A 25,702-nucleotide genomic window follows, 5' to 3' on the forward strand; every position below is an offset into this window, starting at 1 on the left:
TACCTGAAGGGCGGGCTGCGATTTGGTTCAGCTAGCCAGCATCCTGCGCATCACGTTTTCTTCGGTCAGCAGGTCGCCGTCGAGCTCGGCGACGTTGCGTCCGCGGTACATCACCGACACGCGGTCGCAGACGTTGACGAGTTCGGGCACGTCGGTCGAATAGAACAGCACCGCGCCGCCGGCCGCCGCGAACGCGCGCATCAGCACGAAAATCTGATGCTTGGTGCCGACGTCGATGCCGCGCGTCGGGTCGAACATCAGCCATACGCGGCTTTGCGTCAGCAGCCACTTGGCCATCGCGATCTTCTGCTGGTTGCCGCCGGAAAACGACAGGCACGGCTTGTAGAACGCGCGCGGATTCACTTCCATCTGCGCGAGCACGCGTTCGATCGCCGCGCGTTCGCGCTTGCGGTCGATCAGGCCGAAGCGCGTATAGCGCCTGATCACCGGCAACGAGATGTTTTCGCCGCCCGGCAGGCGCAGAAACAGGCCTTCGGTTTTGCGATCCTCGGGTAGCAGGCTCGTCGCAACGCCGGCTTTCAGCGAATCGGCCGTCGACGTCAACGTGACGGGCTTGCCGTCGACGAACATTTGTCCTTGATCGATATACTCGGCGCCGAACAGCGCCTCGAACAGCTCGCGCTGTCCCATGCCTTGCAGCGCCGCGATGCCGTGCACTTCGCCGGCTTTCAGCGTGAGATTGAAGTCTTCGACGACGCCGTCGACGCGCACGTTGCGCAGCTCGAGCGCGGGCGAGGGCGCGCTGAACACGGGCGGCGCTTTCGGCGGATACTTCGCTTCCATCGAGCGGCCGATCACGAGACGGATCACCTCGTCGTCTGAAATGTCCCGGGTTTCGAACGCGCCGACGTCGCGGCCGTTGCGATAGATCGTCAGGCTGTCGCAGAACTCGCGTACTTCCTGCATGCGGTGCGAAATAAACACGAAGGTGACGCCGCGCGCCTTCATTTCTTCGATACGGCGCACGAGCCACGCGACGTCGCGGCCCGACAGCGCCGAGGTCGGCTCGTCGAGCAGCAGCACCTGCGGATCGCGCACCATGGCCTTCGCGATTTCGATCTTTTGCCGCACCGGCAGCGCAAGATCGCGTACGTATGCGCCGGGGCGGACGTCGGTCAGTTCGAGTTTGTCGAGCCACTGCGTCACGCGGCGCTGCGCTTCTGCACGCTTGATATAGCCAAACGGTCCGGACGGCTCGGCGCCGAGCATCAGGTTCTGCGCGACCGTGAGATCGCGCACGAGCGTCATCTCCTGAAACGCGGTCTGCACGCCGGCGCGATGCGCGTCCTTCGGTTCGCGCATCTGCACGTCGCGGCCGAGAATCGCGATGCGGCCTTCGTCGGGCCGGATCAGGCCCGACAGCAGCTTGACCGTGGTCGACTTGCCCGCGCCGTTCTCGCCGAGCAGCGCATGCACCGCGCCGCGCCGCACGCGAAACGATGCATCGTTGAGCGCGACCGTCGCGCCGAAGCGTTTCGTGACGTTCGCGACGTCGATCGCCCAGTGATCCGCGTGGGCTTCGCGAGATTCGGTCATGACCGTCATCGTTTGGACTCCGTGACTGCCTGGTGCGCGCGGCGCGCATCCAGGCCTTGCGAGGTTTTGCGTCTTCATGCCCGCTTGCGCGGGCATGCCGCGATCGTGGTGCCGGGGTCAGTCGGGCTTGCCGTGCAGCGCCGCATTGAAGCCGACTTCGCGCGTCTCTTCCGAGTAGATGTCCGCGAACCAGCCCGGCGGCACCTTGTCCGGCGGGAATGCCGTACAGCCCGCGCGCAATTCGTCGATCGAGCCGCTCTGGCACAGCTTCGATTGCGCGGTTTCGACAAGCGGCAGCTTCAGCGTGACGCGTGCGGGGAAGTCCTTGCCGTCGAGCTTTTGCACCGCGAGCTTGAGCGCCATGGCGCCGGAGTAGGGCGGTGCGCCGTACGAGATCGAGCGGTAGCCGATCGCGCGATACGCCCCTTCGCCCTTCACGCTGCCAGGCGGCAGCATCTGCACGCGGTGGCCGTTCGACGATTCGCCCGCGCACGGCTTGATCCTGTCGTCGGCGATGCCGGCGTCGAGCTGCATCGAAGCGGCCGTGAAGCAGCCGACCTGCATCCACAGTCCGTCGATCTTGTCCCAGCTGTTCGTCGCGAGAATTTTCGACAGCTCGGTTTTCGCAGTTGCCTGGCTCCACATGCCGGTGCCTTCGGCGATGACCTTGATGCCCGGATACTTCGCGAATACCTGCTTCGCGGCCTCGGTGCGTTCGCGGTCCACCGACGTGCCCGGCACGCCCGTGATCATCACGATATTGCCCTTGCCGTTCAGCGTCTTCGCGAGCCACTCGGCCGTAACGGTGCCGGCCTGATGCTGGTCGATCGCGACGTTGTGCGCGCACGGCTCGGTCACTTCGCCGTCGTAGGCGACGACCACGACGCCCTTCGAGCATGCGTTCCTGATCGCGCGATTAAGCGCAGTGGGCGAGATCGGGTAGATGACGATCGCCTTCGCGCCGGCCTGCACCATCGAATTGATCTGCTGGATCTGCTTTTGCGCATCGGTGCCGGCGACCTGCACTTCGAGGTCGACCTTGTCCTTCAGCGCCGGTGTCGCGGCCATCGCCTTGACCATGTTGGCCGCTTCGGTCTGCCAATCGTTGCCGACGTAGCTCATCGACAGGAAGATCTTGTACTTGCCGGCGGCCGTGGCGCTCTGCGAGAGCGTGAGCGCGCCGATACACGCGACGGTGAGCGTCGCTCCGAGCGCGGCGCCGCGTAGCAGCCGCCCCGCGCGACCAAGGATGTGCGTCAAAACGTTCATGTCTGCCTCCAGATCCTGCAAAGGTTGTGGTTCTTACGTTGTGTTTTCTTCGGTTGTGGTTGTTTGCCGTGCTTGCCTCTCGTGCTGCCTGCTGCTGCGTTTACTGCTGCGATGATCGACGTTCCGTCCGGCTAGCCCGACGTGTTCCCGACATGCGGCACGCGCGCCGAAGGCGGCAGGCGCAGGCCGGCCGAGCCGGGCACGACGTCCGGGTCATGCCCGGGAATCACGATGTCGGCGATCTGCCGGATGCGCTTGAGCGACGCGAGCTCGGCCGCGGTTTCGGACACGATGCCGACCGGCACGCCGTCGACGATGTTCTCCATGCAGTTCGCGCAATCGCCGGCGATCACCACGACGCCTTCCGCCGTGTTCACCGCAATCGACTGGTGGCCAGGCGTATGGCCGGGCGTCGGGATCACGCGCACGCCGGGCACGATGTCGGCGATGCCGTTGACGAACTGCCAGCGAAACCACGCGAGCGGCTCGCGGCCGATCAGGAATTCCTGGTAGAACGACGCTTGCGTTGGCAGCGGCCGTCCCGCGTATTCCCATTCGATCTGCTGGACGATGAAGCGCGCATTGCGGAACAGCGTGTTGCCGCCCGAGTGGTCGTAGTGCAGATGCGTGTTGATCACGATATCGACATCGTCTGCGCGCCAGCCGACGTATTCCTTCAACGCGCGCTCGAGCCGCTCTTCGGGTGCCTGGTCGCACGGGCAGATAAAGCTGCTGACCCAGGCCGGATCGTGAATGCCGGTATCGACGACGATCTTTTTCTCCGCTCCGACGATCGCGGTCGACCATACGGGAATGCGAATCTGCTGGCCGTAATGGCGCGCATAGACCAGCGACGAGTGATCGACCGTGAGCCAGCCGGTCGGCATCGCGACGACCTTGAGTTCGGGAGTAGCCACGCTCGTCTCCGCCATCAGAAGTTGACTTCGTTCGCGCCTTTCAGCTTCAGCATCTCGCGCGCCTCGGCCGGTGTCGCGACTTCGAGCGACAGGCCTTCGATCACCTGACGGATTTTCAGCACCTGCGCGGCGCTCGATTCGGCGAGCTTGCCGGGTTCGATCCACAGCGAGTCTTCGAGGCCGACGCGTGCATGCGAGCCCTGCGCGACCCCCATCGACGCGAGCGGGATCTGATTGCGGCCGGCGCCGAGAATCGACCATACATAGTCGTTGCCGAACAGGCGGTCGGCGGTGCGGCGCATATGCGCGAGGTCTTCCGGATGGGCGCCGATGCCGCCCAGCAGGCCGAACACGCTTTGCACGAAGAACGGCGGTTTGACGAGCCCGCGGTCGACGAAATGCGCGAGGTTGTACAGGTGCGAAATGTCGTAGCACTCGTGCTCGAAGCGCGTGCCGTTGTCGGTACACGAAGTCAGGATGTATTCGATGTCGGCGAACGTGTTCTTGAACACGAGGTCGCGGCTCTTTTCGAGGTGCTGGCGTTCCCAGTCGTGCTTGAGATCCTTGTAGCGCGCAAGCATCGGGTACAGGCCGAAATTCATCGAACCCATGTTCAGCGATGCGACCTCGGGCTTGAAATGGTGCGCGGGACGCAGCCGTTCGGCGACCGTCATATGCGGGCTGCCGCCCGTCGTGAGATTGATCACCGCGTCGGTTTCGGCCTTGATGCGCGGCAGGAATTCCTGGAACACGGCCGGATCTTGCGTCGGATGGCCGTCTTGCGGGTCGCGCGCATGCAGGTGCAGAATCGCCGCGCCTTCTTTTGCCGCGGCAAGCGCGGCATCGGCGATTTCGTTCGGCGTCACCGGCAGATACGGCGACATCGACGGCGTGTGGATTGCGCCGGTCGGCGCGCAGGTAATGATGACTTTACGCTTGGATGCCATGTTGTCCTCGTGTTTCGTCGGGCTGCGATGCTGTGTGTCGTGGGCGTTTTCGCGGCGGCGTTCGCCGCGGATGCGGCATGCGAAAGAGAAACGGGCGTTACAGGACTTCGACGTTGCCGCAGACCGAAATCGCCTGGCCGGAAATGCCCTTGCCGGCGGGCGAACATAAAAAGAGCGCGGTGGCGGCGACTTCCTCGGAGGTCGTCATCTGACGCAGCGAGATCTTGTCGAGGTAGCGCCGCTCCATTTCTTCGTACGACAGATTGAGCTGCTGCGCGCGCGCGGCGATCACGCGCTCGATGCGCGGCCCTTTGACGATGCCGGGCTGGATCGTATTGACGCGGATGCCGGACGGGCCGAGTTCGATGGCAAGGCTTTTCGTGAGGCCGACGATCGCCCATTTGGTGGCGGAGTAGGGCGTGCGATACGCGTAGCCAAGCCGTCCGGCCACCGACGAAAGCGCGACGATCGAACCGCCTTCGGGCGCCTCGCGCAGCAGCGGCACCGCGCGGCGCGCGAAGTAGAACTGCGCGTTCAGGTTGATATCGACGGTCTGTTCCCATTCGCCGACGTCGATCTCGTCGACGCCGCCGGTCGGGCCGGCGATGCCCGCGTTGTTGACGAGCACGTCGAGGCCGCCGAGCTGTTGCGCGACGTCGTCGAAGACGCGTTCGACGGCGTCGCGGTCCGCGACGTCCGCGAGTGTGGCGGTAATAGGTGTGCGGTTGCTGCTGCCGGACGCCTGTTCCTGCGAACGGCGCAGCGCGTCGATCGTCTGCTCGCTTGCATCGCACACATGCACGCGCGCGCCGGTTTCGACGAATGCCTGCGCAATGGCGAGGCCGATGCCCGATGCGCCTCCGGTCACCAGCACGCGCAGGCCTGCGCGCGGCGTCAACATTGATAGAACGGTCATGCTGTCGTCTCCGTCGTTATTCGTATGAGTGATGAGCCCGTTGCTTTTCCGCCGTAGCACGTTCGTGTACAGCGGTTCCTTACAACGATTTGGGCTACTACGCGATACTTCGACTTCGGTACGAACGTGCTGCGAACCAGTGCGGCGGCGCTTTCAGTTCACGCCGCCGTGCGCGCCATCCGTCAGGCGCTTGCCTCCTGCTGTTCGATCAGCCGCTCGCGCAGATCGTCGGCCGCTTCGCCGATGTCCTGCACGATGCCCGCGCGCGCGCCTTCGCCATCGCCGTGCCACAGCGCTTCGACGATCTTGCGGTGTGCCTCCATCGAGCGCCGCATATGCGGAATGTCGGGCGCGACGAGATTGAGGAACGGGCCGATGCGCATCCACAGGTTCTGGATCGTCGCGAGCGTCACTTCGCTCGCGCCATGCGTGTAGATCGCCACGTGAAATTCGAAATTGCTGCTGAGGTAGGCGGCGACGTCGCCGGCTTCGACATGCGCGTCCATTGCGTCGAATACGTTCTGCAGCGCGGCGAGATGTGCCTTCGACATGCGCGTCGCGGCGCGTGCGGCGACGCAGCCTTCGAGCGCGATGCGCACGTCGCGCAGCTCTTCGAGCAGATCGAGCGTCATTGGCGGCACCATCAGCGCGCGGCCGGGGCCGTCGATCAGCGCGCCTTCCGCTTGCAGACGCGTGAGCGCGGCGCGTACCGGCATCGTCGACGAACCGACCGCGTCGGCGACGCCGCGCAGGCTCAGCAACTGGCCCGGCGCAAAGCGGCCGGTCATGATTGCTTCGCGCAATTGCGCGTAGACGCGGCCCGCCATCGTGTCTCTCGCCACGAGCTCGAGCGGCGGCAGTTCTTTCGTCGCTACGCGGGTTGTCATGGCTTCCTCCGGCGCATCCTATGCGGATCAGTTGCGATGTGTGACCTGTGATCACACTTGTTGAGACGCAGTTTGCGCGGCTCGATCGGGTGCGTCAACTGAGGGAAAACGCGGAGCGCATCACGCGGCGTGCTGCTATGACGGCACGATCGCGCCACTGCCACGGGCCATATTGCGGCACTGCCGTGGCAGAGTATCTCGGATTACGAAGGCGGGCTCAGCCGGTTCGATATCAATTTCGCGCGGCGCGGGCTGTCGCCGATCGTTTCGCATTGCTCGGCCGAAAGTCCGAACGATACGTGAAAGCCGTCTTCGGTACGCAGCGTCAGGATGAAGGTCCGCTGGTCGCTCGCGAGTTCGACCGTGCACGCGTGCGCGGGGTAGACGATGCGCAGGGTGTCATCGTTGTGTTGCGCGCGCAATGCCTTCAACGCGAGGTTCGGCAGCGTGAGAACCAGCTGCTGCAGACAGTCGCTCGGCAGATGCAGCGCCCAGCCGGCGCCGCTGTCGTCGACGCCTTGCAGCGCAAAGCAGGCGCCGTCTTTTGCAAGCTCGAGGCCGGTGAGCTGGCGGGCGTCGATCCGGTGTGCGGTCGCTTTGTCCACCTTCGCCGGTTGGGTCGATTCCGTCGGTCCGTTTGTCATTGCTGTTCCGCGCAAGTCACCGCCGGCCCCAATTGCGCCGGCTTCAATGCTGATTGAATCGAAGCTTACCGAGGTGCAGCGGCGGTCAGTGTTCCTAGTTTGTCAGGTTAATTGACTGGCGATGGCATCGCGGCAGAAACTGCGCTCTTTACGACGGGCGTGCGGGTCGGCGTGTAACGTTGAGGATGCCGTCAAAAACGCTTGCCTGACGGCGAGTCAGCTGCGTATAATCGCAGGCTTCGCTGATGCAGCAGAACTTTGTGAAATCAAAGCGCGCTCCGCCGGTAAAAGTCGCTTGAATATCGCGGAACTTGTAGTAAAAAGCGCTTCACAAAGCATTCCGAGCCAGTTAGAATGGCGTTCTTCGCTGGTTTGCAGTCGGAAATTATCCGGAAGTTAGCAGCAAATGCGCGTTGAAAGCCGGCGGTAGCAGTCAAGCCGCCGCAGTTTGCAGCAGATGGTGTGCGAAAAATCTGCAAAGATTATGTCCCCTTCGTCTAGAGGCCTAGGACATCACCCTTTCACGGTGAGTACAGGGGTTCGAATCCCCTAGGGGACGCCAGAATATCGGCGTGGTTTGCGGTAGGGGCGGTGCAGCGCCTATATTGCAGGCAGCGCAACTTGCGGGAATTAACCGACGCCCGCAGGCAGGATAGAAAGATTGGAGTGGTAGTTCAGTCGGTTAGAATACCGGCCTGTCACGCCGGGGGTCGCGGGTTCGAGTCCCGTCCACTCCGCCAGCTTAAAGCCGTGTGGGTTTAGGCAAAGGTGAAAGCCCATTAGGGTTAGAGCCCGTTAGGGTGCGCGTCGAAGGAGCGCCTCAACGGGCTTTTTCATTAAAGGTGTAAGCGTAGTAGCAGTACGAGCATGTCCCCTTCGTCTAGAGGCCTAGGACATCACCCTTTCACGGTGAGTACAGGGGTTCGAATCCCCTAGGGGACGCCAGACATCGACCGCGGAAGTCATCACTTTCGCGGGGCAAAGAGCAGTACTGGAGCGGTAGTTCAGTTGGTTAGAATACCGGCCTGTCACGCCGGGGGTCGCGGGTTCGAGTCCCGTCCGCTCCGCCAGACAAGTGAAAGCCCGCTGATCCGTCAGCGGGCTTTTTGCTTTGCGGCATCGATTTCTATTTGTGCCCTGCGGCCCGAGCGCCGGGCGTGCGTCGGGCAATCAGCCATTGTCAGCCGGGCCGGCGTATCTTAACGTGATCGCTTAACGTGATCGCACCCTGCCGAATCCACCCGATTGCCGCGAGAATGCTCGACCCCACCGAAGAACCGTGCCCGTTCCAGTTGCGCGAGGCCAGCATGGACGACTTCCCGTTCGCGGAGGCCTTGACGCGCAACAACATGGGTGGCTACTACCGTCGTCATCATCTGGTCTGGCGCGGCGATCTGTTTCTCGCAAGCTGGCGCGAATCGGAAAATTTCATTCTCGAAGCCGACGGCGAACGCATCGGCGTGCTGCGTATCACCGAAGAGGGCGATTCGCTGCATATCCGCGACGTGCAGATCGCGGAAGGGCATCGCCGGCGCGGCGCGGGGACGTATCTGCTGAATGTCTCGCATCGCTGGGCTCGCGCGCGCGGCTTGCGCGAGTTGCAGCTGCGCGTGTTCGTCGATAATCCGGCCGCGCGACTCTATCAGCGGATGGGCTATCGGCTGGCTGGGCCACGCCTCGCGCAGCTCGGGTCGATTCGCCATATGGCGCGCCGCGTCTGATCAGTGTTGCGCGCGATCCTGCGACGCAGCGCCATCCGTTTCATCGTCCGCAAACATCCGCTGCGTGTCCGACTCTTCGTCGCCGTTCGCATTGCGATGCTCGGCGCCGCGCACGATGAACGCGCGCGGGCTTTCGCCGAACTGCCGCCGGAACATCGCCGAAAACGCGCTTTGACTCTGATAGCCGAGCGCCTGCGCGACCTGCGCCAACGGCCGCCCCTGGCTCAACAGCGGGATCGCGCGCGCAAGCACGGCCTGCTGGCGCCATTGCGAAAAGCTCACGCCGAGCTCCTGCCGAAAAAGCCGCGCGATCGTGCGTGTGCTCGCGCCCACGGCCGAGGCGGAACGTTCGAGCGAATCGGTGGCGGCCGGGTCGGCGAGCACCGCTTCGCATAGCGCGCGCAAGCGCTTTTCAGCCGGCATCGGCACCGCGAGCGGCAAGGGCTCCGAGCGAATGATCTCGTCGAGTGCGAGCGAGCCGAGTAGCTGTTCGCGCGCGGGCGCGAGCCCCGGTGTGTCGAGCGCCGCGATCACCTCGCGCAGCAGTCCCGACACTTCGACCACACGGCACGTATCGAGCGCGGGCGGCACCGCATCTTCGTAGACATAGAGCGTGCGCAGAAACGCCTCTTCGACGATCGTCACTTCGTGCAGCACATGCGGCGGAACCCAGATCGCGCGCGACGGCGGCACCATCCATGTCGTACCGACCGTCGTCATGCGCAGCACGCCGCGCGATGCGTAGGCGACTTGCGCCCACGCATGCGTATGGCGCGCGACGCGCACGCCGGCCGGCATCGGCCGCGATCGCACGCGGATCGGATGCTGCCGCGTCGGCGCGAATTCGGGCGGGATATCGGCGAAGTCGACGCGATTCGACAGGGCAGGCTGGATGGGCTCGATCATGGTGAACGCAATGCGATAGGCACGAGCGAAAGGCGTAGGCCGCCTCGTCGTAGCGCACATTGTAGTGGCTCGATATGCCGAGCCTGAAATACCGCGGCGATGGCAGATGCAAGGACACGGCCCGTATCGCCGATGTCGATGCGCGCGGCGAGGCATAATGGCTGCCGGTTCGTCGATCGCCGGGCAGCCAATGAGTTGCTAACGAGTCGCCCACCTCGGCGCCGCATTGCCCGGCCATTCATTGCAGCGTTGATCTGATGACGAAGGAATCTGAGTCCATGCGATACGTGTTCGTGTACGGCACCTTGCGCGCCGGAGAAGTCAACGATATCGGCAAGGCCGCGGCGAGCAGCGCGCTGGCGACGCCGATTCTGGTCGGCGAGGCATCGGTGCGTGGCCGGCTGTTCGACTTCGGCAGCTATCCGGGCCTCGTGCCCGACGATGACGGCATTCACGTAAAGGGCGACGTCTATCAGATCGACGAGCGTCTCATATCGGTGCTCGACGAGATCGAGCAGGTCTATCCGGGCGAGACGGGCCTCTTCATGCCCCACGAGGTGACGATCGACGTCAACGGCGCCACGCTGCCTTGCCTCTACTATCCGGTGCAACGGCATGCGGTAGAAGGGCTGCCGGAAATCGGTTCGGGCGATTGGGTTGCGTACCGGCGCGCACGGAAATAAGCCGCGCCGATATCGACACCGACGACAAAGACAAAGACAAACGGCGCCGCGGGCAGTGAGTACCCGCGACGCCGCTTATTCAACGCGCTTATTCAACGCGCTTATTCAACGCGCTGACGCGACGTCGATTCAACGTCGATTCGAAGCCGCCCGTGCCTCAAAGCTCCTCATAGAGCGGCAGCGTCAAGAACTCGGTGAAGTTCGCCGAGGTCGACATCTCGCCGAAAATCTGCGCCGCGCGATCGTATGTCTTCGTATCGCCGCCGACCACCTGTTTGACCTTCTCGAGTTCCTGCACCGTCAGATCGCGCACCAGTTGCGCGGTCACCTTGCGTCCATCGTCGAGCACGCCCTTCGACGAGCGGATCCACTGCCACACCTGCGAACGCGAAATCTCGGCCGTCGCCGCATCTTCCATCAGATTGTGAATCGGCACGCAGCCGTTCCCGGCGAGCCACGATCCGAGGTAGTGAATGCCGACGTTGATGTTGTTGCGCAACCCGGCTTCGGTGATCGGCGCTTCGGGGCGGAAGTCGAGCAGGTCGGTCGCCGTCACGTTGACGTCCGGGCGCTGTTTGCCGATCTGGTTCGGCCGGTCGCCGAGCACCTTGACGAATTCTTCCATTGCGATCGGTACGAGCCCCGGATGAGCGACCCAGCCGCCGTCGTAGCCGTCGGTCGCGTCGCGCGCCTTGTCCGACCGTACGCCGGCCATGGCTTTCTCATTGGCTGCCGTGTCGTTTTTGATCGGGATCAGTGCGCTCATGCCGCCGATCGCCGGCGCATTGCGGCGGTGACAGGTCTTCAGCAATTCGAGCGCATAGGCGCGCATGAACGGCACGGTCATCGTGATCTGCGCGCGGTCGGCCAGACAGAAGTCCTGATCGTTCCTGAACTTCTTGATTGCCGAAAAGATGTAGTCCCAGCGGCCCGCGTTGAGGCCCGAACTGTGCTCGCGCAGCTCATACAGGATCTCGTCCATTTCGAACGCCGCGAGAATCGTCTCGACCAGCACGGTGGCGCGGATCGAACCGCGCTGCACGCCGACTGCTTCCTGCGCGGCGACGAAGATATCGTTCCACAGCCGCGCCTCGAGATGGTTCTCGAGCTTCGGCAAGTAGAAATACGGGCCGCTTCCGCGTGCGAGCAATTCCTTCGCGTTATGGAACAGGAACAGCGCGAAATCGAAGATGCCGCCCGACACGCGCTCGCCGTCGACGCTCACGTGTTTCTCGTCGAGATGCCAGCCGCGCGGACGCACGATCAGCGTCGCCACCTTGTCGTTGAGCCGATACGTCTTGCCGTTCTGCTCGAGCGTGATCGTACGGCGCACCGCGTCCTTCAGATTGATGTGGCCGGTGAGCAGGTTGTCCCAGCTCGGCGCGTTCGAATCTTCGAAGTCGGTCATGTACGAATCGGCGCCCGAATTCAGCGCGTTGATGACCATCTTGCGTTCGACGGGACCGGTGATTTCGACGCGACGGCATGCGAGATCTTTCGGCAGCGGTGCGATCGTCCAGTCCGCGTCGCGGATCGATTTCGTTTGCGCGAGAAAGTCGGGGCGCTCGCCGGCGTCGAGCCGCTTGACGCGTTCGGCGCGCGCCTTCAGCAAGTCGCGGCGGCGCGGTTCGAACGCACGATGCAGTTGCGCGACGAGTTCGAGCGCTTCAGGTGTCAGAACCGTTTCGAAACCGGCTTTGATGTCTGCCGATATCTTCATCCCGTGCGGGAGCTGCAGCGGGTTCGCCATGGTTTTCTCCTTGGGTCGGTCGGGCTTCGAATTCAGAAAATAATTTTATTAATGACTGTATCGGATTGAAAAGATGGCAATCGTCACTTGATCTTTTACTTTCATCCACCTAATCTGGTGGCGATCATCGTTTCTGGACGCCTCTTCGTCCAGGCGCGCGTGCCGCCGCGTCACAGTCCGCCTCGAACTCCGTTCCACATCGCCATGGACCGCTTCAAGCAGATCGAAACTTTTGCGACTGTCGCCGCGCGCGGCAGCCTGTCGGCGGCTGCGCAGGCCGAAGGCGTGGCGCCCGCCATCATCGGCCGCCGCATCGATGCGCTCGAGGAGCGGCTTGGCGTCAAGCTGCTGGTGCGTACGACGCGCCGCATTACCTTGACGTTCGAAGGAACGGCGTTTCTCGAAGACTGTCAGCGCATCCTCAACGATATGAACAACGCGGAAGCGAGCGTGTCCGCGGGCGGCGTGAAAGCGAGCGGTCATCTGCGCGTCTCGGCGCCCGCGGGTTTCGGCCGGCTGCACGTCGCACCGCTCGTCGCCGCGTTTACGGCGGCGCATGCCGATGTCACGGTCACGCTCGATCTGTCCGACCGGCTCGTCGACCTCGTCAACGAAGGGTTCGACTGCGCGGTGCGCCTCGGCGAGCTGCCCGATTCGTCGCTCGTATCGCTGCGCCTCGGAGAGAACCGGCGCGTCTGCGTCGCGGCGCCGTTGTATCTGACGCGGCGCGGTACCCCGCAGACGCTTGCCGACCTTGCGCATCACAACTGTCTTGCGCTCGCGGCAAGCGCGAACCAGCAGCGCGGCTGGATGTTCGAGCACGACGGCAAGATCGCCACGATCAAGGTGTCGGGCACGATGGAATGTTCGGATGGCGCCGTGCTGCACGAGTGGTGTCTCGCCGGCTACGGGCTCGCGTGGCGCTCGTGGTGGGAGGTCGGCGCCGATCTCGCAGCGGGGCGTCTCGTCACCGTGCTCGATGCGTTCGCCGCGCCGCCGATCGGCATTCACGCGGTGTTCGCGCAGCGCCGCCATTTGCCGCTGCGGGTGCGCCTCTTTCTCGACTTGCTCAAGCAGACCTACGCTGAACCGAACTACTGGCAGTAACGCGCAACGAAACGCGCAGGTTCGCTGTCCTGCGCAATTGTGCGCCATGCATCGGCGCATACGCCGCGCGGGTTTCCGATAATCGGACTGACCCTCAAACGCCGCGTGCGGACAATTCCGGCGCACTACAATCGTCTCAGCAGGCCTGCCGCCGCCGCTCCGGTGCGGGCGCCGTTCGTATCGTGGCGCGCGAGGCCCCGCGTGCACCCGCAGTCGACGACGGAGAGCAACATGTTCAAGCATATCCTCGTACCGACCGATGGCTCGGAACTGTCGAAGAAAGCGATCGACGGCGCGATCGATCTTGCGCAAGCGGTCGGCGCGCGCGTCACCGCTTACGCGTGTCTGCCGCAGTATCCGTATTCGCCGTTTTCCGAAGTCGTGGTCGAGCCGCCGGTCGAGTTCCAGGACCGCAGCGAGCGCGAGGCGCGCGACCATCTGCGCGAAGTCGAAGAGGCGGCGCGCGGCGCGGGCGTCGCGTGCACGAGCCACACGAGCGTGCATCCGTCGCCGTACCTCGGCATTATCGAAGCGGCCGAGCAGGGCGGCTGCGATGTGATCTTCATGGCATCGCATGGACGGCGCGGCCTCGGTAGCTTGCTGATCGGCAGCGAGACGCAACGCGTGCTCACGCATACGAAGATCCCGGTGATCGTTTATCGGTGAAGGCGTTGATGGTTTGGCGCGGCCGCTCGCGCGGCGCGCTGCGTGCCGGTGCGTTGCCGCTGCGTTGCCGCGGTGCTTTGCCGGCGCGTTCCCGGCGCGTTCCCGGCGTTTTTCCAGTGTGTTCCGAGTGTGTTCCCGGTGCGTTTCCGGCGCGTTTCCGATTGTGTTCCGGTCGCGCATGGGCCTCTGGCGCGCCCGGCCTCGCGCGGCGCGTATCGCCGCGCGGGCGGCCCGGGCCGGGCGGGGCCACATGAGCGTGCCCGACCCGTTCGCGCGACCCGCGGCGCGACGATGCGCCAAGCCGACAGCCTCGTTAGGCGACCTTTTTGTCGAGCGTGGCCGGCTTCTCGAAGAACTGTTCGTCTTCGGTCGATCCATGCAGTGCGGTCGTCGATGCTTCGCGCTCGACCGTTTGCGTGACCGCATCGAAATAGCCTGTACCGACTTCGCGCTGATGCTTGACGGCCGTAAAGCCCTGTTCGGCGGCGGCGAATTCAGCCTGCTGCATTTCGACGAACGCGCTCATCTGCGTGCGTGCATATCCGTGCGCGAGATGGAACATCGAGTAGTTGAGCGCGTGGAAGCCCGCGAGCGTGATGAACTGGAACTTGTAGCCCATCGCGCCGAGCTCCTTCTGGAACTTCGCGATCGTTGCGTCGTCGAGGTTCTTCTTCCAGTTGAACGATGGCGAGCAGTTGTACGACAGCATCTTGTCCGGGAACTGCTTGTGAATCGCTTCGGCGAATCTCTTCGCGAATTCGAGATCGGGCTTGCCGGTCTCGCACCAGATCAGGTCCGCATATGGCGCATACGCAAGCCCGCGCGACACGGCTTGCGCAAGTCCGGGCTTCGTGCGGAAAAAGCCTTCGACGGTGCGCTCGCCGGTCAGGAACGGCTTGTCGTTTTCGTCGATGTCGGAGGTGATGAGGTCGGCGGCTTCGGCGTCGGTGCGCGCAAGCAGAATGGTCGGCGTGCCGCAGATATCGGCTGCAAGACGCGCGGCGGTCAGCTTGGCGACGTTTTCGCGTGTCGGCACGAGCACTTTGCCGCCCATGTGGCCGCATTTCTTCACCGACGCGAGCTGGTCTTCGAAGTGCACGCCGGCCGCGCCCGCTTCGATCATCGACTTCATCAGTTCGAACGCGTTCAGCACGCCGCCGAAGCCCGCTTCCGCATCGGCCACGATCGGCGCGAAGTAGTCGAGATAGCCCTCGTCGCCCGGATTCTTGCCTTCCGACCACTGGATCTGGTCGGCGCGCATCAGCGTGTTGTTGATGCGCTTGACGACGAGCGGCACCGAGTTGGCCGGATACAGCGACTGGTCCGGATACATTTCGCCGGCCACGTTCGCATCGCCCGCGACTTGCCATCCGGACAGGTAGATCGCCTTGAGGCCGGCCTTGACCTGCTGCATCGCCTGGTTGCCGGTCAGCGCGCCGAGCGCGTTGACGAACGGCTCCGATTGCATCGCGGCCCATAGTTTTTCCGCGCCGCGCCTCGCGAGCGTGTGCTCGAGCGCGACCGAACCGCGCAGCCGCACGACGTCCTCGGCGGTGTAGCTGCGCTTGATGCCTTTCCAGCGCGCGTCGGTGTTCCATTGCTGCTGCAGCTGTTGAACCTGTTGTTCGCGTGACATGGTGTGCTCCCTTTCGATAAAGACCGGTTTTGAACAGTGGAATAGCGGGACTCGGTAGGCGGAAGACAGGCTTGCGATGTCTCCGGAGCGCGAAGTCTTATATAAGAGTCTAGGCGCGCGGCGGAAGCGGCAACAGGCGGTAGCGAACGTTTTTTCTGGTAATTTAATTTATTAAAATCAATGGATTGGAGAATACTTTTCGCATCATGGAAATCCTTTTCCCATGTTGCAATGTCGTCGGTTGTGCCTTGCAGCACGATTTTTTACGACTCAAAAAATTTTTCCATATTGTGAAATCTGCGGATGGGCGAAAAAAAGCCCGCCGAGGCGGGCTTTGCGAGATTGCGTATGCTGCTCTAACGCTTCGCTTGTTTGTGGCGAGGTCGGGCAGTTAGCTGCCGCGACGCGGATTGCGCGGACCGTCGCCGCGGCGTGCGCCAAAGCCTCCGTCGCGCGAACCGGCATAGCTGCTGCCGCCTTCGCCGCGCGATGCGCCGTAGCCGTCGCGACCGCCGCTGGACGACTTGCCGCTCCAGCCGCGACCGCCGCTGCCATTGCCACCACCGTAGCCGCCGCCTTCGCGCGAGCCGCCATAGCTGCCGCTGCCGCCCGGCTTGCCGCCGCCGAAGCGCCGGCCGCCGCCGTTGCCGCCAGGACGTCCACGTCCGCCGCCAAAACCGCCGCGGCCGCCTGCGGGCGGTGCCCTGCGCGGTTCGAAGCCTTCGATGACGTTGACAGGCAGCGGTGCCCGCACGAAACGTTCGATGCGCTTCAACGCACCCTGTTCCGCGTGATGCACGAGACTCACCGCGATACCCGAGCGACCCGCGCGGCCCGTGCGGCCGATACGGTGCACGTAGTCTTCCGCGAACTTCGGCAGATCGTAGTTGAACACGTGCGTGATGCCGGGGATATCGATGCCGCGCGCCGCGACATCGGTGGCGACGAGCACGCGCACGCGGCGCTCGCGCAGCGCGCGAATCGTACGGTTGCGCGCGCCTTGCGGCAGGTCGCCGTGCAACGCGGCGGACTGGAAGCCCGCGTCCGCAAGACGGCCGGCAAGCTGGTCCGCGTCGCTCTTCGTTGCCGTGAAGACGATGGCCTGATCGAGGCCCGCGTCGCGCAACAGATGATCGAGCAGGCGATCCTTATGGTCGCGGTCGTCGACGTAATGCACGGTTTGCGCGATATTGGCGCGCTGCTCGATGCGTTGCGTGATTTCGATGCGCTCGGGGTTATTCAGCAGGCGGCTCGTCAGCGAGCCGATCTTGCCGTCGAGCGTTGCCGAGAACAGCATGGTCTGGCGCGAAGCGGGCGTTGCGGCGACGATCGTTTCGATGTCGTCGATAAAGCCCATATCGAGCATGCGATCGGCTTCGTCGAGCACGAGCATCTGCAGTTCCGACAGATCGATCCGGCCGCGCTCGAGATGGTCGAGCAGACGACCCGGCGTCGCGACGAGAACTTCAGGGTTCTTCGCGAGCAGCATCAACTGCTGACCGTAGGCGACGCCGCCCAGAATGCTGACGGTGCGCAGCCGGCGCAGGTGCTTGCCGTAGGTCGACGCGGCCGTGGTGACCTGCATCGCGAGTTCGCGCGTCGGCGTGAGCACGAGCAGACCCGGGCGCGCGACCGGCTGCGGACGGCGCGTGCGGCGATCGGCGCTGCGCGGATCGCCCGACGGGCGCGGTTGCTGGGCCTGGGTTTTTTGCAACTGGGCGAAACGCTCGATGGCCGGCAGCATGAATGCGGCCGTCTTGCCCGAACCGGTCGGGCTCGAGACGAGCAGATCGCGCCCGGCGATGCCCGCCGGAATGGCGCGCTGCTGAACCGGCGTCGGCGCTTTGTAGCCCGCCGCGGTCAGTGCGGAAAGAATCTCTTCCGAAAGCCCGAGCGAGGCGAAGGTCGGTCCTTGATCGGCGCCGGCTGCGTCCGCTGCATTCGCCGCATTCGTTGCGTCGACCGGTGCGTCGGCACGCGCCGCCGTTGCTTCGGCGATGGAGGGCGTGTCAAGACCGAGGGCGGCATCGGCGATTGCGTTCAACGGGCTGGTGGTGTTGCTCGAAGTCATGAAAATCCTTGAAGCATGGGAACGAACCCCTTGGATGAAACCAGGGGATGAAACGTCGGCGCCAATCGGCATTACCCAAGTTGTCGGATTCAGCGAGCAGACAGCAGCGAGCAAACCGTAAAACGGGGGCAGCTCGCGACAATGAAGGCGAGCTTTTCGTTAGAAGCTGTATCGGATGCGGTGCGCCGGGAGGGCTTACCGCCAGCCTTACGTGGTGGCCCGTAGAAAAGCAGGGCACGTGGCAGGGAGGTGACAGGTTCTAAACTGGATTGGAGCAAAACGCTTTACTGCACCGGCGTTTGCAAGTGCAGCGGCAATTATAGCTAACTTTGCTGCACTGCGCCACTTATTTGACATGAAACGGTCATGGCCCAGACCAATGGCACGCGCGGATGTGTTCCGGACCGTCCGAAACCTGCACGGCCCGTGCAGTCATGCGAATCAAGCGCCGCTTTTCAGCGATTCGACGAGTTCGACGTATTCCTGCCTGGCGGTTTCGGGCGCGAGGCCTTTCAACGCCGCCCATGCGTCGTGTTTGTATTTGCCGGCGATGTCCGCGAAGCCTGGCCGTTCGTCGGGCGCGTCGCCGGCGGTTGCCTGCTTGTAGAGTCCGTAAAGACGCAGCAACGTGAGGTCGCCCGGTCGTTCAGACAACTGCTTTACGTCGTTGACTGCCTGGTTGAAGCGTGAATCGACGTCGCTCATCGATGACTCCGCGAAAGGTCGGATCGGCTGACGATCATAACAAGCGCAGCGGCACAAGTGCGAACCGCAGATGTGTGGCGCCGGGTCGGCTTCGCGACCGACGCGCGAAGGTCGCGCATTACAATATCGGCCATGACCGACACTGTGCTGCTTGCCCTCGATACATCGACCGAATTCTGCTCGGTCGCGTTGCTTGCCGTTGCGAATCCGCCTGCGGGTTCGTCCTTGCGTTCGCTGGCCGATGATTCGCTGGCCGGTGATTCGCCGGGACGTGGTTCGTCGGCCCGTGGTTTGGCCGGCGGTTCGCCGGTCGACGGTTTATCGGCCGGCGCGTCTGATGAACCGCGGGTCTGGTCGCGCCACGAGTCGACCGGCGCGGTGTCCAGCACGCGCCTCCTGCCCGCCATTCGCGAGCTGTTCGACGAAGCTGGTTACGCGCTGCGCGCGTGCAACGCAATCGCGTTCGGCGCGGGTCCAGGCTCGTTCACGGGCTTGCGTACGGCAACCGGTGCCGCGCAAGGGCTCGCGTTTGGGCTCGGCTGCCCCGTCGTGCCGATCGGCACGCTTGCCGCGTGTGCGGAAAGCGCACGCCGGCGCGATCCGTCGGCGACGCGCGTGCTCGCCGCACTCGATGCGCGGATGGACGAAGTCTATTGGGCCGACTACGCATGGGACGATGCGCTGCAAGACTGGCACGCGGTGCGCGCCGCGGCGCTCGATGCGCCCGAACGGATTGTCGCGCCCGACGTGCCGTACACGCTTGCCGGCAACGCGGCCGCAGTGTTCGGCGCGCGGCTCGCGATTGCTGCGGGCGCGCGCGCGATCGACGGCGAGGCGCTGCCGCATGCGCTGCCAATCGCGTTTGCCGCGTTGCGCGCATGGCGCGCGGGGCGCACGGTGCCGGCCGATCAGGCGGCACCCGAATACGTGCGCGACAAGGTTGCACTGACCACGGCCGAACGGCTTGCCGTGAAAGCCGCGCAAGGCCAGGCGGGCGACCCGTCGCGCAGCCACGCCAGCGAGCCTCCCCAATGAGCGGCGTATTGCTCGCGGACCGCTACATGTCGCCGATGACCGAGGGCGACCTCGACGAAGTCGCCATCGTCGAACGGCTCGCCTACGAGTTTCCGTGGTCGCGCGGCAATTTCGAAGACTCGCTGCGCAACGGCTATTTCGGCATCTGTCTGCGGCACGTAACGGGGACGCTGATCGGTTACTGCGTGCTGATGCCGGTCGTCGACGAGATGCATCTGCTGAATCTATGCGTCGCACCGCCGGCGCAGCATGCGGGCGCGGGGCTCGCGCTGCTGCGCGAAGCGGTGCGCATCACGCATGCGGAAAAGCTGACGGGTCTGCTGCTCGAAGTGCGGCCGTCGAACCATCGCGCGATCCGGCTATACGAGCGCTTCGGCTTTGCGTCGATCGGCCGGCGCAAGAACTACTATCCGGCGCGGCACCGCAGCCGGGAAGACGCAATCGTGATGCGATTTTCTTTTGAGAAGGAGGGCGCCGATGGCGTTGCATGAGTCCGCGCTGGAAGAACTCGGCCTCGCGCCGCTGTGGGTGAGGCGCGGTAGCGCGAATGCACTGGCGGCGCCCGGGGACGCAGAAGGCCGCGCGCGCGCCGATGTCGCGCACGCGCGAGGCGCCGTAGCGGCGCATGCGCAGGCGAACGCATTGCCCGATGTGCCCGATGCCGCGCGTGGAGGGCAGACACCCGATGCCGCGGCGATCGCGCGCGGTGAGGCGGGCGCCGGCATCGGCTCCGAGTCCGGCGCAGCGACGAGGCGCGCCGACGTTCCGTTGTCCGATGTTGCCGCGCCCGCGCAGCGCGCCGCGCCGAGTGAATCGACGTCGCGAAGCGAGTCGCCGGACGCGGGACGCAGACCCGTCGCAGCGCGTCCGGAACCCACTGCGCCGGCACAACCAGCGGCGCGATCAATGGCGCAATCAACACCGCCCGACGACGACTTCGCATGGTTCGACGAGCTTCCCGCGCAGCCGTCGTCGCGCGCGCGCGCGCTGGCGCCCGATCATCCTGCTGGCTTCCCGAGCGACGATCCCGGCACTGAATCGTCGTCGCCGCCGCTCGCCTCGCTCGACTGGGACGCGCTCGCGCAGCGCGTGGCCGGTTGCGAACGCTGCCGCCTCTGCGAGAAGCGCACGCAGACGGTCTTCGGGGTCGGCGACCGCGAAGCGGACTGGATGCTGATCGGCGAAGCGCCGGGCGAGAACGAGGACCGTCAGGGTGAGCCGTTCGTCGGCCAGGCTGGCAAGCTGCTCGACAACATGCTGCATTCGTTGTCGCTGGCGCGCGGCGCGAATGTTTATATCGCGAACGTGCTCAAGTGCCGGCCGCCGGGTAACCGCAATCCCGAGCCCGAGGAGGTTGCGCGCTGCGAACCGTATCTGCAGCGCCAGGTCGCGCTCGTCAAACCGAAGCTGATCGTCGCGCTCGGCCGCTTCGCCGCGCAAAGCCTGCTGAAGACCGATGCGAGCATTTCGTCGCTGCGTGGACGCGTGCATACGTACGAAGGTGTGCCCGTGATCGTCACGTATCACCCCGCGTATCTGCTGCGCAGTCTGCACGACAAAGCCAAGGCGTGGCAGGACCTGTGTCTTGCGCGCGAGACGTGGCGCAAGGCGGGTGCGAACGCGGGTTCCGTTGCCGATGCCGCAACCCGTCCCGTGGCCGACTGATGGCCGCCGACGGCCCGTCTGCCGGATTGGCGCCGCGCGATGCCGCGCGACTCGAGCGTCTGTCCGACCCGGCGGTGCGCGATCTCGCGTGGCTGCTGTTCAGTCCGGACCTGTTGCGCGCGCAACCGCCTGCCGGCGTGCTGGCCGAGCCGTTCGAGTCGGCCGACGAAGCAGCCGCGACGCTCGACTGGCTCGCCGCCGAAGATGCCGACTCCGCTGCGCTGCATCGTCACATCGCCGCCGCGCATGTGACGCGCCTTGGCCGTTACGCGGAGTGCCTGCTCGCGTGGTCGTTGCAGCATGGGCCGGCCGCGCGCCTCGTGGCCGCGAACGTGGCGTTGCGGCGCAATGGCCTCACGCTCGGCGAATGCGACTTCCTCGTTCAAACGCGGACGAGCCGGCGGCTGCATTGGGAGCTCGCGGTCAAATGCTATCTGCACGCAGGCGAAAGCCGCGCTCAGCTCGCGGACTATGTCGGACCGAATCTGCAGGATCGTTTCGACGTGAAGCTACGCCGTTTGCTCGATCATCAACTGCCGTTGAGCGCGCGCGCCGAATTCGCATCGCTTGGTCACGTTGGACCATGGGACGCGCAAATGTTCGTCAAGGGCTGGTTGTTCTATCGCGATGGCGGCACGCCCGCCGAACCGTCCGAGATCGAACCGGACCATGCGCGTGGCTGGTGGACGACACGAGCGGAGTGGCCGTCGTTTGCCGCGCCGCTGGGCGACGCGTGGTCCGTTCTGCCGCGACTTCAATGGCTATCGCGGCGGCGCCGCAGCGGCGATGCAAGCGCCGCGGGCCTTTTCGACATACGGGCGTTGAGCGCACAACTCGCGCAGCATAGCGGCCCCACGATGGTCGCGACGTTTGCCGCCGATGACGAACAGCGCGGCTGGCGCGAGACGTCGCGCGGTTTCGTCGTGCCGGATGCGTGGCCCACGCAGGCGCTCGCGTTTGCGCGTGCTTAGGCGCAGGGCGGGGTGCTGACTGGTTGGCCGTTTCGCTGGTGGCCGCGTGGCCGGCTTGACCGATTAGTCGCGGTTGATCGATCAGACCCGCCCGCGCTCACCACCACCGATGAAAATGGTGCACAGGACCGACGCCGCGACCGACGTCGAGTCGCGCACTCTGCTCGAGCGCGCCGGTCAGATATTGCTTCGCATCGACGACCGCGCTGGCGAGGTCGCGCCGCTGCGGCAATAACGCTGCAACCGCCGAGGACAACGTGCATCCGGTGCCATGTGTATTGCGCACCGGCACGCGCGGGCCGCCCACGCGCAGCGTGCCGCCTGACTCGATGAGCCAATCGGGGCTGTCGGCGGCTGCGAGGTGGCCGCCTTTCATCAGCACGGCGCGTGCGCCGCGCGCACGCAGCGCTTCGCCCTGGCTTACCATCGCGCCTTCGTCGCTAGCCGCCGCCGTGCCGAGCAACGCCGCTGCCTCGGGCAGATTCGGCGTCAGCAGATCGGCGAGCGGCAGCAATTCGTCGCGCAACGCGTCGACCGCATCAGGCGCAAGCAGCGCATGGTTGCTCTTCGAAATCATCACCGTGTCGAGCACGACATGCGACGGCCGGTAGCGCCGCAGCGCCTCGGCGACCGCGCGCACGATCTGCGCGTTCGCGAGCATGCCGATCTTCACCGCGTCGATGCGGATATCGTCGAACACGGCGTCGAGCTGCGCCGTGACGAAACCGGGGTCGGGCGTGTGAATCGCGGTCACGCCGCGCGTATTCTGCGCGGTCAGCGCGGTAATCACGCTCGCGCCGTACGCGCCGAGCGCCGAAAACGCCTTCAGATCGGCCTGGATGCCGGCGCCGCCGCCGGAATCGGAGCCGGCGATCGTCAGGACGTTGGGAATGGCTTGGGTCATGAAAGAACGGGGAAGGCAGGGCGGTCGAACCCGTGGCGCGCGGTCAGTGCCGCGCTTCGCCGATCAGCGCGACCGAATCGAATGCTCGCTGATTCGCCTGGTGGCGCCGCATCACGAGCCACATCATCACGCAAACGAAGGTGCCGAACAGCACGATCACGATCGTGATCGGCACGTCGAGCCAGACGAGCACTGCGTAGAGGCACAGCATGACGAGCACGGACAGGTTTTCGTTGAAATTCTGCACCGCGATCGAGTGGCCGGCCGACAGCAGCACGTGGCCGCGATGCTGCAGCAGCGCATTCATCGGCACGACAAAAAAGCCCGATAGCGCGCCGACCACCATCAGGAACAGGTACGCGAAGATCAGGTAGCCGCCGATATGCATGCGGCCGAAATAGATGCCCCAATGCGGCGGAAACAGGTGCCGCGTGTAGAACGCCATCAGCATCACCGCGATGCCCATGAGGATGCCGACCGGCAGCACCGACAGCGATTTCTTCAGCGGCACGCGCGCCGCGGCGATCATCGCGCCCGCCGCGACGCCGACCGCGACCACGGCCTGCAGGATCGCGCCCTCCGACAGCGACATGCCGAGCGACACTTCGGCCCATTTCAGCACGATGAACTGCAGCGTCGCGCCCGCGCCCCAGAACAGCGTCGTGACGGCGAGCGAGATCTGGCCGAGCTTGTCGTGCCAGAGCACGTTGAAACAGTCGGCGAAGTCGGTGATGAGCTTGAGCGGCCCGCGCTCCTGTTTCGGATAGCGCGCGCCGGTGTCGGGGATGCGCAGATTGAAGAGCGCCGCGACGACATAGATGACGATGATGATCAGCATCGCCGCCTCGGCGGGCGTGTGAATCGCGGGTGGCGTGTGTTTGATGATGTGCGAGGCGATATGCGGGCTGATCAGCGCGCCGCCGAGCACCGTGCCGAGGATGATCGAGCCGACCGTCGTGCCTTCTATCCAGCCGTTGGCCGCGACGAGCCGGTCAGGCGGCAGCAGCTCGGTGAGTATGCCGTACTTGGCCGGCGAATAGGCCGCGGCGCCGAAGCCGACGATGCCGTATGCAATGAGCGGATGCGCGCCGACGAGCATCGTGACGCAGCCGATCACCTTGATCGTGTTCGTCACGAACATCACGCGCCCCTTGGGCCGCGAGTCGGCGAACGCGCCGACGAAGGCGGCCAGCACGACGTACGACAGCACAAAGAACAGCTTGAGCAGCGGCGTCATCCAATTGGGGGCATGAAGGTCTTTCAGCAGTGCGATGGCAGCGATCAGCAGCGCATTGTCGGCCAGCGACGAGAAGAACTGCGCGGCCATGATCGTGTAAAAACCTTTTTTCATCTGATGCGATGCTGTCCTCGCGACGGTCTGGCGGGCAAGACCGTGGATATGACGTTCGGGCTTATTCCGTTCGAAATGGGTTGTGCGCACGGCTTTATATCATGAAAATAGCTGAATACTGACTAGCAAAATCCTTGATCGTCCAGTCGCAGCGGGCTTCGTGGCGCTGAAAACGCGATGTAAGCTGCTGATTCGAAAGTGTCTTTACGTAAAATTCCCATGCCGCGCCCGCTCCTTGCCACGATCCATACCGCCGCTCTCGCCAACAATCTCGCCGTGGTTCGACGCTACGCGCCGAAGTCCAAAATCTGGGCAATCGTCAAGGCGAATGCGTATGGCCACGGGCTTGCGCGTGCGTTCCCGGGGTTGCGCGCCACGGACGGCTTTGGGTTGCTGGACCTCGAAGAAGCGGTGAAGTTGCGCGAATTGGGCTGGGCGGGCCCGATTTTGTTGCTCGAAGGATTCTTTCGTCCGACCGATATCGATCTGATCGACCGCTACAGCCTCACCACGGCGCTGCACTCGGACGAGCAGCTGCGCATGCTCGAAATGGCGCGGCTGTCCAAGCCGGTCAATATTCAGCTCAAGATGAACAGCGGCATGAACCGCCTCGGCTATACGCCTGACAGGTTCCGCGCCGCCTGGGAGCGCGCGCGCGCGTGCCCCGGTGTCGGTCAGATCACGCTGATGACCCACTTTTCCGATGCCGACAGCGAGCGCGGCATCGAGCATCAGATGGAAGCGTTCGAGCGCGGCGCGAAGGGCATCGCGGGTGCGCGCAGCCTCGCGAATTCGGCGGCGACACTGTGGCATCCGAAGTCGCATTTCGACTGGGTGCGTCCCGGCGTCATGCTGTACGGGGCGTCGCCGTCGGGCGTGCATTCCGATGTTCGCAGCACGGGGCTGCAGCCGGCCATGACGCTCGCGTCGGAACTGATCGCCGTGCAGACGCTGCCCGAGGGCGAGACGATCGGCTACGGTTCGACCTTCAAGACGCGTGCGGGCATGCGCATCGGCGTCGTCGCCTGTGGTTACGCAGACGGTTACCCGCGCGTCGCGCCCGAAGGCACCCCGATCGTCGTCGACGGCATTCGCACGCGCATCGTCGGGCGCGTGTCGATGGACATGATCACCGTCGATCTGACGCCGTGTCCGCAGGCCGGTGTCGGCTCGCGTGTCGAACTCTGGGGCAACGCATTGCCGATCGACGACGTCGCGCAGGCGTGCGGCACGATCGGCTACGAACTCATGTGCGCGGTCGCGATGCGCGTGCCGGTCCGCGCGGAATAAGTCCAGGCAGAAGCGCTGGCGAAAGCGCCTGGCGAAAGAAGCGGCCGCGCGCGGTGCACGCGATGAGAAAGGCGGCCTGCCGCTTTTCCTAACCTATGACAATA

At 64.6% G+C, this 25,702-nt stretch carries 23 protein-coding genes and 4 tRNA genes; 13 read left to right on the forward strand and 14 right to left on the reverse strand.

Features of this window, described 5'->3' with window-relative positions; all coding sequences use genetic code 11:
- Window positions 1–27: 27 nt before the first annotated feature.
- The 7 genes from BTO02_RS09550 to BTO02_RS09580 all read right to left on the reverse strand — a co-directional run bounded on the left by BTO02_RS09550 (window position 28) and on the right by BTO02_RS09580 (window position 7,137).
- A complete protein-coding gene (locus tag BTO02_RS09550; protein ID WP_075158736.1) occupies window positions 28–1,557 on the reverse strand; it encodes a sugar ABC transporter ATP-binding protein in 1,530 nt (509 codons plus the stop codon).
- 117 nt (window positions 1,558–1,674) lie between these two features.
- Entirely contained in the window at window positions 1,675–2,826 is a 1,152-nt protein-coding gene (locus BTO02_RS09555) for a sugar ABC transporter substrate-binding protein (protein WP_075156835.1), read from the reverse strand.
- Between the two features lie 131 nt (window positions 2,827–2,957).
- On the reverse strand, window positions 2,958–3,713 hold the full coding sequence (locus tag BTO02_RS09560; protein ID WP_075158737.1) for an N-acyl homoserine lactonase family protein: 756 nt from the start codon (window positions 3,711–3,713) through the stop codon (window positions 2,958–2,960).
- A gap of 44 nt (window positions 3,714–3,757) precedes the next feature.
- Entirely contained in the window at window positions 3,758–4,690 is a 933-nt protein-coding gene (locus BTO02_RS09565) for a 3-keto-5-aminohexanoate cleavage protein (RefSeq protein ID WP_075156836.1), read from the reverse strand.
- 97 nt (window positions 4,691–4,787) lie between these two features.
- Window positions 4,788–5,606 carry an SDR family oxidoreductase gene (locus BTO02_RS09570; protein ID WP_075156837.1) on the reverse strand — a complete coding sequence of 273 codons (819 nt, stop codon included), beginning with the start codon at window positions 5,604–5,606 and terminating at the stop codon, window positions 4,788–4,790.
- A gap of 182 nt (window positions 5,607–5,788) precedes the next feature.
- On the reverse strand, window positions 5,789–6,493 hold the full coding sequence (locus BTO02_RS09575) for a GntR family transcriptional regulator (RefSeq protein WP_075156838.1): 705 nt from the start codon (window positions 6,491–6,493) through the stop codon (window positions 5,789–5,791).
- 203 nt (window positions 6,494–6,696) lie between these two features.
- A complete protein-coding gene (locus BTO02_RS09580) occupies window positions 6,697–7,137 on the reverse strand; it encodes a hypothetical protein (RefSeq protein WP_083615054.1) in 441 nt (146 codons plus the stop codon).
- A 486-nt stretch (window positions 7,138–7,623) separates the two neighbouring features.
- Here BTO02_RS09580 and BTO02_RS09585 point away from each other — a divergent pair.
- From BTO02_RS09585 to BTO02_RS09605, 5 genes are all read left to right on the forward strand, one after another.
- Window positions 7,624–7,699 (forward strand) — tRNA-Glu (locus BTO02_RS09585).
- A gap of 101 nt (window positions 7,700–7,800) precedes the next feature.
- Window positions 7,801–7,877 (forward strand) — tRNA-Asp (locus BTO02_RS09590).
- A 129-nt stretch (window positions 7,878–8,006) separates the two neighbouring features.
- Window positions 8,007–8,082, forward strand: a tRNA-Glu gene (locus BTO02_RS09595).
- A gap of 48 nt (window positions 8,083–8,130) precedes the next feature.
- Window positions 8,131–8,207, forward strand: a tRNA-Asp gene (locus tag BTO02_RS09600).
- A gap of 186 nt (window positions 8,208–8,393) precedes the next feature.
- On the forward strand, window positions 8,394–8,858 hold the full coding sequence (locus BTO02_RS09605) for a GNAT family N-acetyltransferase (RefSeq protein ID WP_075156839.1): 465 nt from the start codon (window positions 8,394–8,396) through the stop codon (window positions 8,856–8,858).
- Here BTO02_RS09605 and BTO02_RS09610 read toward each other — a convergent pair whose 3' ends face one another.
- Window positions 8,859–9,764: an AraC family transcriptional regulator gene (locus BTO02_RS09610; protein ID WP_075156840.1), complete on the reverse strand. Its 906-nt coding sequence runs from the start codon at window positions 9,762–9,764 to the stop codon at window positions 8,859–8,861.
- Window positions 9,765–10,042: 278 nt separating this feature from the next.
- Here BTO02_RS09610 and BTO02_RS09615 point away from each other — a divergent pair, with 278 nt between their 5' ends.
- Complete coding sequence (locus tag BTO02_RS09615; protein ID WP_075158739.1) at window positions 10,043–10,447, forward strand: gamma-glutamylcyclotransferase family protein; 405 nt, start codon at window positions 10,043–10,045, stop codon at window positions 10,445–10,447.
- A gap of 157 nt (window positions 10,448–10,604) precedes the next feature.
- Here BTO02_RS09615 and aceB read toward each other — a convergent pair whose 3' ends face one another.
- Window positions 10,605–12,197, reverse strand: a complete 1,593-nt coding sequence (gene aceB, locus BTO02_RS09620; protein WP_075156841.1) for a malate synthase A — start codon at window positions 12,195–12,197, stop codon at window positions 10,605–10,607.
- Between the two features lie 204 nt (window positions 12,198–12,401).
- On the opposite strand from aceB, the gene BTO02_RS09625 reads away from it, so the two are divergent.
- Window positions 12,402–13,304, forward strand: a complete 903-nt coding sequence (locus tag BTO02_RS09625) for a LysR family transcriptional regulator (RefSeq protein ID WP_075156842.1) — start codon at window positions 12,402–12,404, stop codon at window positions 13,302–13,304.
- A 231-nt stretch (window positions 13,305–13,535) separates the two neighbouring features.
- Window positions 13,536–13,970 (forward strand): universal stress protein, encoded by a 435-nt coding sequence (locus BTO02_RS09630; protein ID WP_075158740.1) that lies wholly within the window; start codon window positions 13,536–13,538, stop codon window positions 13,968–13,970.
- A gap of 313 nt (window positions 13,971–14,283) precedes the next feature.
- Here the strand turns inward: BTO02_RS09630 and aceA are convergent, their stop codons facing one another.
- The 3 genes from aceA to BTO02_RS09645 form a co-directional block, all read right to left on the reverse strand.
- Window positions 14,284–15,606: an isocitrate lyase gene (gene aceA, locus BTO02_RS09635; RefSeq protein WP_075156843.1), complete on the reverse strand. Its 1,323-nt coding sequence runs from the start codon at window positions 15,604–15,606 to the stop codon at window positions 14,284–14,286.
- Window positions 15,607–15,997: 391 nt separating this feature from the next.
- The gene (locus tag BTO02_RS09640) at window positions 15,998–17,677 is read right to left on the reverse strand and encodes a DEAD/DEAH box helicase (RefSeq protein ID WP_075156844.1); all 1,680 of its coding nucleotides are present in this window, start codon (window positions 17,675–17,677) and stop codon (window positions 15,998–16,000) included.
- Window positions 17,678–18,118: 441 nt separating this feature from the next.
- A complete protein-coding gene (locus BTO02_RS09645; protein WP_075156845.1) occupies window positions 18,119–18,382 on the reverse strand; it encodes an acyl-CoA-binding protein in 264 nt (87 codons plus the stop codon).
- 132 nt (window positions 18,383–18,514) lie between these two features.
- On the opposite strand from BTO02_RS09645, the gene tsaB reads away from it, so the two are divergent.
- The 4 genes from tsaB to BTO02_RS09665 are packed head-to-tail and all read left to right on the forward strand — an operon-like array spanning window position 18,515 to window position 22,053.
- The gene (gene tsaB / locus BTO02_RS09650; RefSeq protein ID WP_075156846.1) at window positions 18,515–19,417 is read left to right on the forward strand and encodes a tRNA (adenosine(37)-N6)-threonylcarbamoyltransferase complex dimerization subunit type 1 TsaB; all 903 of its coding nucleotides are present in this window, start codon (window positions 18,515–18,517) and stop codon (window positions 19,415–19,417) included.
- Window positions 19,414–19,908 (forward strand): ribosomal protein S18-alanine N-acetyltransferase, encoded by a 495-nt coding sequence (gene rimI / locus BTO02_RS09655; protein WP_075156847.1) that lies wholly within the window; start codon window positions 19,414–19,416, stop codon window positions 19,906–19,908. Before tsaB ends, rimI begins: the two co-directional genes overlap by 4 nt.
- Window positions 19,895–21,082: a uracil-DNA glycosylase family protein gene (locus tag BTO02_RS09660; RefSeq protein WP_075156848.1), complete on the forward strand. Its 1,188-nt coding sequence runs from the start codon at window positions 19,895–19,897 to the stop codon at window positions 21,080–21,082. The genes rimI and BTO02_RS09660 overlap by 14 nt, the downstream gene beginning before the upstream one ends.
- Window positions 21,082–22,053 (forward strand): DUF1853 family protein, encoded by a 972-nt coding sequence (locus tag BTO02_RS09665; RefSeq protein ID WP_075156849.1) that lies wholly within the window; start codon window positions 21,082–21,084, stop codon window positions 22,051–22,053. Before BTO02_RS09660 ends, BTO02_RS09665 begins: the two co-directional genes overlap by 1 nt.
- 97 nt (window positions 22,054–22,150) lie before the next feature.
- Here BTO02_RS09665 and thiD read toward each other — a convergent pair whose 3' ends face one another.
- The gene (gene thiD / locus BTO02_RS09670; RefSeq protein ID WP_075156850.1) at window positions 22,151–22,957 is read right to left on the reverse strand and encodes a bifunctional hydroxymethylpyrimidine kinase/phosphomethylpyrimidine kinase; all 807 of its coding nucleotides are present in this window, start codon (window positions 22,955–22,957) and stop codon (window positions 22,151–22,153) included.
- A gap of 43 nt (window positions 22,958–23,000) precedes the next feature.
- Window positions 23,001–24,308: a lysophospholipid transporter LplT gene (gene lplT / locus BTO02_RS09675; RefSeq protein WP_075156851.1), complete on the reverse strand. Its 1,308-nt coding sequence runs from the start codon at window positions 24,306–24,308 to the stop codon at window positions 23,001–23,003.
- 219 nt (window positions 24,309–24,527) lie between these two features.
- On the opposite strand from lplT, the gene alr reads away from it, so the two are divergent.
- Window positions 24,528–25,598 carry an alanine racemase gene (alr, locus tag BTO02_RS09680; protein ID WP_075156852.1) on the forward strand — a complete coding sequence of 357 codons (1,071 nt, stop codon included), beginning with the start codon at window positions 24,528–24,530 and terminating at the stop codon, window positions 25,596–25,598.
- Window positions 25,599–25,702: the final 104 nt, after the last annotated feature.

The sequence above is a fragment of the Paraburkholderia sp. SOS3 genome (assembly GCF_001922345.1).
In the GTDB taxonomy this organism is placed as follows: domain Bacteria; phylum Pseudomonadota; class Gammaproteobacteria; order Burkholderiales; family Burkholderiaceae; genus Paraburkholderia.